This is a genomic window from Dapis purpurea BLCC-M126, assembly GCF_050015975.1.
Taxonomy (GTDB): Bacteria; Cyanobacteriota; Cyanobacteriia; order Cyanobacteriales; family Microcoleaceae; genus Trichodesmium.
Genome location: NZ_JBNHER010000323.1, coordinates 1 through 6,788, shown reverse-complemented (window position 1 = coordinate 6,788; position 6,788 = coordinate 1). Strand labels below are relative to the sequence as shown.

The 6,788-nt window shown below is 30.2% G+C and carries 6 protein-coding genes; 5 read left to right on the top strand and 1 reads right to left on the bottom strand.

The window, feature by feature from the left end:
* Positions 1 to 167: 167 nt before the first annotated feature.
* On the bottom strand, positions 168 to 506 hold the full coding sequence (locus tag ACP6PL_RS29700; protein ID WP_426548965.1) for an FmdB family zinc ribbon protein: 339 nt from the start codon (positions 504 to 506) through the stop codon (positions 168 to 170).
* A 361-nt stretch (positions 507 to 867) separates the two neighbouring features.
* Between ACP6PL_RS29700 and ACP6PL_RS29695 the strand changes: the two genes are divergently transcribed.
* The 5 genes from ACP6PL_RS29695 (at position 868) to ACP6PL_RS29675 (ending at position 5,969) form a co-directional block, all read left to right on the top strand.
* Complete coding sequence (locus tag ACP6PL_RS29695) at positions 868 to 1,500, top strand: hypothetical protein (protein ID WP_426548964.1); 633 nt, start codon at positions 868 to 870, stop codon at positions 1,498 to 1,500.
* Positions 1,501 to 1,984: 484 nt separating this feature from the next.
* On the top strand, positions 1,985 to 2,458 hold the full coding sequence (locus tag ACP6PL_RS29690) for a TspO/MBR family protein (protein WP_426548967.1): 474 nt from the start codon (positions 1,985 to 1,987) through the stop codon (positions 2,456 to 2,458).
* Between the two features lie 162 nt (positions 2,459 to 2,620).
* The gene (locus tag ACP6PL_RS29685; protein ID WP_426548966.1) at positions 2,621 to 2,923 is read left to right on the top strand and encodes a GNAT family N-acetyltransferase; all 303 of its coding nucleotides are present in this window, start codon (positions 2,621 to 2,623) and stop codon (positions 2,921 to 2,923) included.
* Between the two features lie 279 nt (positions 2,924 to 3,202).
* Positions 3,203 to 4,987 carry a sodium:solute symporter family transporter gene (locus ACP6PL_RS29680; protein WP_426548963.1) on the top strand — a complete coding sequence of 595 codons (1,785 nt, stop codon included), beginning with the start codon at positions 3,203 to 3,205 and terminating at the stop codon, positions 4,985 to 4,987.
* A 478-nt stretch (positions 4,988 to 5,465) separates the two neighbouring features.
* A complete protein-coding gene (locus tag ACP6PL_RS29675; protein WP_426548962.1) occupies positions 5,466 to 5,969 on the top strand; it encodes a hypothetical protein in 504 nt (167 codons plus the stop codon).
* The last annotated feature ends 819 nt before the right edge of the window (positions 5,970 to 6,788 follow it).

The window sequence follows — 6,788 nt, the reverse complement described above, 5'->3', positions numbered from 1 at the left end:
TAAGGAGTAAGGAGTCAGTATCATTGTGGTTTATTAATATGAAAACCGCTGTAAGATTTTCGTTTTTTCATCGATCCTAGTTTCACATCTCAAATTTAAACACTACAATTTATCAGTTTTTGTAGAAAATTACTGGAGATAGTAAAGAACAGATTTTTCGTCATATTTTAGTCTCCTAATTTTTCTTTGAAATTTGGATAGGTACTACGATCATTTATATTGACTATGCGACTTTCATCACCTGTTGCTGTTACATTTTCATATACTCCTTTATCCCGTTTTACCAATTTACTAAATCCATGACTTTTTAGATCGCTAACTCCGGTTTCTACTATTATTCTAGGGGCGCTAATCATACGTTTAACAGGAGTTTCTTCTGGAGTGTCGCCTATTTCACATTTAGCTAACTTACATAGCTGACCCCAAGTTGTGATATTCTCATTTATACTGTGCCAAACTTCTAGTTTTTGGTTATTAGTTGGACAAAAATAATCGTATATAGGCATAGTTATAGGTTCTACAGTAGATGATGCTATATTATACTAGCAAGTCTTTAGACAAGTTGTAAAACTAAATGAATATAAATAAATTACTTTTTTTTACAATCGACTTGCAAATTTAGTTATAGGATGAGAATTATTCCACAAATTATCATACAGGAATAGATTATGAGATTGCATACTTTGGATTTTAGATGATTCGAGTATATTTATTAAATTTAGGTGTTATTTTCAGTCTATTTTTTTAGAGTTTTATAAAGATAACAGTTTCTTTTACTCCAATCCGGAGTTGATAATTTCAACTCTTTTTTGAGGGGGATATAAGTATAATATACATTGTCTTAAATTATTTTGGGGAGTATTATTAATGAGTGATTTCAAAGTAACACCACAAAGCGATCTGACTACCAGTCAAATGTTAGAAAGATACAACTTAGAGGATGAAATAATTCTCAAACGTTGGTCACAATTACATGGTATTGATAGTAGTCGAGGGTATTATAATCCAGATGAAGTTGATCTAATAGATCATGTACATCATCATATTTATAATCTTGGCATGAGCATTATTGACTATCAAAGTTTTATAGAACGTCGTCAAATTAGGCCACAAACATTTGACCAGGAAGATGAAAAAAATCTGAGGGAAAATAATATATATAATAATTCTATCAATGATAGAGTAAATGATACTTCAGAACAAGTTAATAATGAAGGTTATGCAGCTATCGAGATGTTGAAAAATCAGTATTCAGAAGCAATTGATGTAATGGGAGAAAAAATTGCTGACCATTTTATAGATGAACTAGATTTATCTGTAATGCGACATCTAGTTAAGAAGGTAAAAGCACGTCAAAAAATTAATGGTAAAGTTTCATCAAATCGTTTTCTTAAAACAATTCAAGCAGTTTTACAGCCTCAAAATGGTAATTATCTTGTTCCTAAAGATAATGAGGATGAATCTAGTATGGAACTTGAACAAAATCATCGACTTGGTTAATTAATTTGTTGATCAATAATTTTTTGTGATGGGAAGAGATAGATTTGTAATAAGTGTTTTTTGTGACATTGAAAATTATCTTAAAGCTAATTTTGCTTAAAAATACTTTATTTTAACTATATATTAGGTTGTTGATAGATAGTAGAAAAACTTAAATTAAATTATCTCTTCCTAGCAAAAAATTTTGATTAAGATAGATAATTTAATTCATATTTAATTTGATATATTTTAAGATAGCGTTTCTCAGTCTAATGAGGTAAATCTATCTTTATGTTGTGTTCTATTCCCTCTTCCCTCTTCCGTCAAAACAAAGAATTGTGTACCTCACCAGAATGGAAATTGCTATATATATTAATATTATTTTTAATTGGTTCAGTCTTTATCTATAGTTAGTTATTCTTAAAAGTGGATAATTTATAAATTTCAGTAGCTAAATAGTTAAAATTTTTCGGCTTTGCTGTCCTAAAGATAAATTACAAAAAAAATCATGAAATCTTGGGTAATAATTGGTAGTGTTACTTTCTTGATAGCATTTAGTAGTAGTAGTTTCATTAGTTATAGAGATGCTCAATGGTTTAGGCGTTTACAAAGACCAAGTTGGTTAACTTTTGAAAGGTTAATTCCTTTAATTTGGACGACGATTTTTATTTGTGGTGCTTGGTCAGCTTATATTATTTGGGAACAGGAACCAGGAACACAAAAAACTTGGTTATTAATGGCATTATATTTATTGTTAGAAATAGTGACAATAGCTTATACACCTGTGATGTTTCGGACACAAAGTTTGAAAGTGGGAACAATTATTGGAGGAACTGGTTTTGTATTAAGCCTGATGCTAATTCTGACTGTCTGGAAAATTAATAGTTGGGCAGGAATTTTATTATTGCCCTATATATTTTGGAGTCCTATTGGTACTTATACTACTTGGGAAATGAGTCGTCTTAATTCAGAAAATTAGTCATATTGATTAATCTGAAAAAAGCCTGTAAAAGGCGGTAAGTAAAAAATTATAATGAAAACTTCAATTCGTTTGGCTAAAATTGAAGAAAAAGAAAAAATTATTGATTTACAAACAGAGTCCTTGAGAATTTTATCTGCTAAAGATTATTAAGCACCACAGATAGAATCTTTAGTTAGAGGACAAGCAGTATTAAAATTCAAGAAAGAGGCAATTTTTTTGGCAATTTATAATGAAAAAATTGTTGGCTTTAGCTCTATTTATGTTGAGAATCCAGAAATTTATAGCCTTTTTGTTTCTCCAAAATTTACACGGCAAGGTATTGGTACAAGATTATTAGAAACTCTAAAACAAATTGCCCTTTATAAAAAACATAAGTTTATATATGTTAATTCTTCATTAACAGCTAAAATTTTTTATAGCAATAGAGGGTATGAAATAATTAGAGAGTCAGGTTTCTATTGAGAAGAAAAATTTTGGGTAATACTGTATTGATGAAAAAAAGTTAATAATTAGTGGTGAAAAGATGGTGATTCTTGCAATTTCTATCTTAGCAATCAAAAAGATTTATCAGCATATTTTTATACTTTTACAAGATTACCGATTAATTTCATCTAGAGCAGTTGAAAGAGAGAATCAAAATATAATAATTTTTGTCGGATTTTTAATAGTAATTGTCATAACTTCTATAGTGTTATATTTGATATAAAATTATAAGTGATAATTTATTGAGTGATTAGTTGGATGGAAATAATTGATTATATAATTGTCACAATCTACCTGTTATTTATAATAATTTTTGGATTTTTTCTCCAAAGAAAAGCATCGACAGGAATTGATTCTTACTTTCTAGGAAATCGTAATCTTCCTTGGTGGATTTTGGGTGCTTCTGGTATGGCTTCTAATACTGATTTAGCTGGTACTATGGTATTAACTTCTTTAGTCTATGCTTTAGGAACTAAGGGATTTTTTATTGAAATTCGGGGCGGAGTTGTATTAATTATGGCGTTCCTAATGACGTTTATGGGAAAGTGGAATCGTCGCGCTCAAGTAATGACTATTGCTGAATGGATGGAGTTACGTTTTGGGAAGAATAAGGAAGGAAATATTGCCAGAATTATTAGTGCGGTTGCTAATATTATTTTTGCTATTGGTACGATGAGTTATTTTGCTGTTGGAGGGGGAAAATTTTTAGGAGGATTTCTGGGTATTGATGATAGAGTTGCTGGAATATTTCTGATTTTATTGGCTCTCATCTATACTACTGTAAGTGGATTTTATGGTGTTGTTTTGACGGATGTTTTTCAGGGATTTTTGATTTTTGTGGCGATTTTATATATCTGTTTTATTGCTTTTCAAACAGTAACTTTGCCAGAGACTTTTGCTATTTCAATTCCAGGTACAGAAAAATTACAAGAATGGAGTTTGACAGAATGGAGTAGTATTATTCCACCGATAAAAATTGACTTACCAGGAGATTATAGTATTTTTAATTTGTTTGGTGGGGTAATGTTATTTTATATTTTTAAAGTATTTCTAGAAGGTGGTGCTGGAGGGGGTGGTTATATGATTCAACGTTACTTTGCTGCTAAGAGCGATCGCGAAGCTGGTTTACTTTCTTTATTCTGGATTTTTTTATTATCATTTCGCTGGCCTCTAGTTACATCTTTGGCAATATTAGGAATAGATTATGGTTTAAAAAATCAGATTATTTCTGACCCGGAATTAGTCTTACCTACTGTAATTGCTGAATATATTCCAGTGGGAGTTAAAGGTTTATTGGTTGCTTGTTTTATTGCTGCTGCAATGTCAACTTTTGATTCGATTATTAATGCTAGTGCTGCATATTGGGTGAAGGATATTTATCAAGCTTATATTCAACCTGAAGCTTCTAATCAAGAATTGATTAATCAAGGTCGTTTAGCTTCTATTTTAATTGTTGGTTTGGGATTAATTTTTAGTTTTAATATTACGAATATTAATGATATTTGGGGATGGTTGACTTTAGGATTAGGAACTGGGTTGTTTATTCCTTTAGTTTTGAGATGGTATTGGTGGCGATTTAATGGTTATGGATTTGCGATTGGTACTGGTGCTGGTTTAGTTGCAGCTATTTTGACAAAAGCGGTTATTTTACCTTTGTTAAATTTGCCTCAACTTCAAGAATATATTCTGTTTTTAGTACCGAGTATTTGTTCTTTTTTGGGATGTATTTTTGGAACATTATTAACTCCAGCAACTAACTTAGAAGTGATTGATAATTTTTATCAAGTGACTCGACCTTTTGGTTTTTGGGGAGTGGTTAGTCAGAATTTGCCAACTAATATTCAAGCAAAAATTCAAAGAGAAAATCGACGAGATATTATGGCAACTTTGATTGCTATTCCTTGGCAGTTGGTTTTATTTTTGATGGGAATGATGTTGATGATGAAGCAGTGGGATAATTTTGGTGTTTTGTTATTGATGTTTATTTTATTATCGATTGGATTATATTTTACTTGGTTTAAGCATTTGGATAAAATACAGTAATCTTGAATAGATTCTAATATGAAATCTAAAAAAATAATGCTACGAATAATTTAGCTGGTTAAAATACTTTACTTAGAAATGTCTATTTGAGTAAAAACAAATTTTTGCTGTAATATAATGATTATAGGCTATTCCTGCGAACTCCTGACTCGTTGAAACAGCCTAAGTATTTGTAGCAAAAAATTTAGTATTTCATATATATTTCATATAACATTTTTTTTCACAAATTATTTAGGATTGCTATACAGAGGTAAAAAAGTTTTTTTTAAGACTAATTAACTATTCTTTATCCTTTTTAATTGTCTAGGTAGTCTCTAGTAGATTTTAACAATTTTTCTATTTCCCTCATTACTAATCCCTGCTTCCTATTCCCTTATGAAAAGCAAATTGTAAAAATACTTAATACTACTTAATGCTAATTGAGTCGAATTTTCGTTAAACTTTAAATTAAGTCGCTAGATACATAAGGTAAAAATCGATGGCAATTATTTCTCCAAATCTGGAGTCCAATCAACAACGTTGGCAAACAATAGTTTGTTTAACTTTGGGTTTCTGGTTAAGCGCCTGCATAATTTTAGACCTAGTAATTATGCCAAGTATGTATGCTTCTGGGATGATGAATACATCAGATTTTACAGTAGCAGGTTCAGTAATGTTTTCTGTATTTAACCGAGTTGAGTTACTTTGTGCAAGCTTGGGTTTAACAGGTTTATTAGTTTTGAGTGTTACGCCAAATCATTTCATTAAAAATAGTAAAACAGCAATTATTTTTTCTATAGTATTGTTGGCGATCGCTCTAATTGATACTTATGGTTTAACTCCTCAAATGACTGCTTTAGGTATTAATCTAAATTTGTTTGAGTCGGTTAATAAAGTTCCTGTAGCAATGAATCAAATGCACGGTGGTTATTGGTTATTAGAGGTAATTAAGTTAGTTGTTGGTGCTACTTTATTTGGTTGGTGTTACCGACAACAAAACTGAATTAATAATTATTTTTCACGGTGCTGGAAGATAGTCAAAAAAATTAGGGTGGGTAAAATCTTACTTGAGATACAATAGGTCTCAATTAGTAAGTATTTGCCCACCCTATAATACTATTATTCAAAGACTTCTCTACATTTACCTAAGTAGGGGAGTAGGGAAGTGGGAGAGTGGTAAATATAAGAATAATTAATACAAACTAGCTAATAATTATCAAAAAAATTCTTAATTTCTGTGTTAATTACTCGCTCGTTGAAGTGCCATCTAAATATAGCATTAATTTGGGTAATTGGTATAAGCTTTAACTAGAAAAATAATTAAATGCAGAAATACTTACTTTTACCTCTAGAAAAATTCATGCCTTACAGTAAATTTACCTTAGAGGAAGTTCTGACAAATTTTAATCTCGACGTGGTAGAAAACTTGGGGAAATTTAACTAATTACCAGAAGTCTATCCCAGTCAATTTATTCAATAAGCTTTAGAATATTATCTACCATTAGCAGTAGCAATAGCTTCATAAAAAGCTCGTTTCCTGACGGAATACTCCGCAAACAGAATATATTATTGCGCCAATATTAGCAGAAATAAAAAAATATCTAATAACCAAATTAGTTTATTTTCTGGCATCGAATTTAATGTTAATCCAGAGTCAGGATTAAATGTTTTTTGTCACTTCATTATTAGTTTTTCAACCAAGCAAATAGTTCTCAAAGCACCAGTAATAACTTTAGTAGAAGCTAAAAATGATAATCTGAGAAATGGTTTATACCAATTTAATAAATGTTTGTTACAAATAGACAGGGTATTTTTTAGGAGT

Coding starts and splice junctions, on each gene's coding strand:
- ACP6PL_RS29675 (WP_426548962.1), top strand. CDS start 5,466: ATGGCAATTATTTCTCCAAATCTGGAGTCCAATCAACAACGTTGGCAA.
- ACP6PL_RS29680 (WP_426548963.1), top strand. CDS start 3,203: ATGGAAATAATTGATTATATAATTGTCACAATCTACCTGTTATTTATA.
- ACP6PL_RS29695 (WP_426548964.1), top strand. CDS start 868: ATGAGTGATTTCAAAGTAACACCACAAAGCGATCTGACTACCAGTCAA.
- ACP6PL_RS29700 (WP_426548965.1), bottom strand. CDS start 506: ATGCCTATATACGATTATTTTTGTCCAACTAATAACCAAAAACTAGAA.